The following is a 2,635-nucleotide window of genomic DNA, read 5'->3' as shown; positions in this document are numbered from 1 at the left end:
ATGCGTGTGCGCTGGTGGCGGCGCGTGCTCGGTTGATGCAGGCGTTGCCTGCCGGTGGGGCGATGCTGGCGGTCGCGGCTTCGGAGGAGCAGGTGCTGGCGTTGCTGGCTGGTCGTGAGGACCGGGTCGGTGTGGCGGCGGTGAATGGTCCGTCCGCGGTGGTGGTCTCCGGTGATGAGGCGGCGATCGCGGAGATCGAGGGCCGGGCTGGGGTGCGGACGCGCCGGTTGCGGGTCTCGCACGCGTTCCATTCGCCGTTGATGGAGCCGATGCTGGCGGAGTTCGCTGAGGCGATCAGCGGTGTCACCTTCCACGAGCCGACGATTCCGGTTGTTTCGAACGTGTCGGGTCGTCTGGCCGAGCCTGGGCAGCTGACCGATCCCTCGTACTGGGTGGAGCATGTGCGTGGTGCGGTGCGGTTCGCCGACGGCGTCGCCGCCGCCCGTACGACCGGCGCCAAGATCTGGATCGAGGTCGGCCCCGACGCCACCCTGACCGCGCTGGCCCAGCAGAGCGCCGAGGACGGCGTCTTCGTCCCGAGCACGCGCAAGGACCGCGCCGAGCCGCTCGCGTTCGTGCAAGCCCTGGGCCACCTGCACGTGCGCGGCTTGGCCGTCGACTGGGAGGCGTTCTTCGCCCCCGCCCGCCCGTCGCACGTGGACCTGCCCACCTACGCCTTCCAGCACCAGCGGTACTGGATCTCCGAACGCGCCGGGGCCGGCGACATGGCCGGGGCGGGGCTCGCGGCCTTCGACCATCCCCTGCTGAGCGCGGTGACCGAGGTGGCCGGCGGCGAGTCCGTCATCTTCAGCGGCCGCCTGTCCGTGGCCACCCAACCGTGGCTGGCCGACCACGCCGTCAACGGCACGATCCTGCTCCCCGGCACGGCGTTCCTGGAGCTGGCGCTGCAGGCCGGCCAGGAGGTGGGCAGCCCGCTCGTCAAGGAACTCACCCTGCAGGCACCGCTGCTGCTGCCCGCCGGCGGCGGGCGCCAGGTGCAGGTGGTCGTCGGCGCCGCCGACGCCTCCGGCGCGCGGTCGATCGCCATCCACTCCCGCGCCGACGGCGACAGCGCCGGCACGTGGACCCGGCACGCCGAGGGCGCGCTGTCCGCCGCCGCGCCCGCGCCCGCGGACGGGCTGGAGCAGTGGCCGCCGGCCGGCGCCGACGCGGTCGACGTGTCCGGCGCCTACGAGCTGCTGCTGGACATGGGGTACGAGTACGGGCCCGTCTTCCAGGGCCTGCAGGCCGCCTGGCGGCGGGACCAGGACGTGTTCGCCGAGGTCGAGCTGCCCGAACAGGCGCACGCCGACGCGGCCAGGTCAGGGCTGCACCCCGCCCTCCTCGACGCCGCGATGCACGCCCAGCTGATCGCCGGGGACGGGCAGACCGTGCTGCCGTTCTCCTGGGCCGGAGCGCGGCTGCACGCGGCGGGCGCGAGCAGCGTACGGGTGCGGATCTCCCGTCTCCGCGAGACCTCCATCGCGCTGACCATCGCCGACGCCGACGGCGCGCCGGTGTTGTCGGTCGAGTCGCTCGCCGTCCGCCCTGTCTCGGCGGACCAGCTCACCGCCGCGGGCAACGACCGCGCCGAGTCGCTGTTCCGGGTGGAGTGGACTCCTGTCTCCGCCCCCGACACCGCCGAGCTGCCCGAGCTGCCCGAGCTGGCGTCGGTCGCCGAGGACGCCGCCGTGCCGGACGCGGTCACGTACGTGGTGACCCCGCCGGAGGCGGATGTCCTCGACGCCGTCCACGAGACCGTCGCCGACGTCCTGAGCGTGGTGCAGGGATGGCTGGCCGGTGAGCGGTTCGGGTCGTCGCGGCTGGTGGTGGTGACGCGGAGCGCGGTGGCCGTTGACGACGGTGATCAGGTGGATGTGTCGGCGGCTCCGGTGTGGGGGCTGGTGCGGGCGGCCGAGGCGGAGAACCCGGGCCGGTTCGTGCTGGTGGACGTGGACGGCAACCAGGAGTCGTGGGGCACGCTGGCCGGGGTGGCGGCCTCCGGAGAGCCGGAGGCGGCCGTTCGCGGCGGCCAGATCCGGGCTCCGCGGCTGGTGAGGGCCGGGACCTCGGCCGGCGAGCCGGTGTTCGGGCCGGAGGGGACCGTCCTGGTCACCGGTGGTACGGGTGGTCTGGGCGTGCTGGTGGCGCGCCATCTGGTGGTCGAGCACGGCGTTCGGAACCTGTTGCTGGTCAGTCGTCGCGGGCTGGAGGCGCCGGGTGCGGCCGAGTTGGTGGCGGAGTTGTCGGAGCTTGGGGCCGCGGTGGATGTGGCGGCCTGCGATGTGGCCGACCGTGACGCGCTGGCCGCGCTGATCGGGTCGATTCCCGGTGAGCGCGCGCTGCGCGGCGTGGTGCACGCCGCGGGCGTGAGTGACAACGGGCTGGTGGGGTCGCTGTCGGTGGAGCGCCTGGACGGGGTGCTGGGGCCGAAGGCCGACGCGGCGTGGCACCTGCACGAGCTGACCCGTGATCTGGACCTGTCGGCGTTCGTGTTGTTCTCGTCCGCGGGCGGCTCCGTCCTGGCGGCAGGACAGGCCAACTACGCCGCTGCGAACGTGTTCCTCGACGCCCTGGCGGTGCACCGTCGGTCGTCGGGGCTGGTCGCCACGTCCCTGGCGTACGGGCTGTGGGA

General features: G+C 73.8%; 1 protein-coding gene. It reads left to right on the top strand.

What is annotated here, in order from left to right:
* Window positions 1-35 precede the first annotated feature (35 nt).
* Window positions 36-2,635, top strand: a 2,600-nt coding sequence (locus E1294_RS51585) for an SDR family NAD(P)-dependent oxidoreductase (protein WP_246083890.1), incomplete at its 3' end; no start/stop codon positions are given.

This window comes from Nonomuraea diastatica (assembly GCF_004349015.1).
Taxonomy (GTDB): Bacteria; Actinomycetota; Actinomycetes; order Streptosporangiales; family Streptosporangiaceae; genus Nonomuraea; species Nonomuraea diastatica.
The sequence above is the reverse complement of the archived record's forward strand: the minus strand, read 5'-3'. Positions and strand labels throughout refer to the sequence as shown.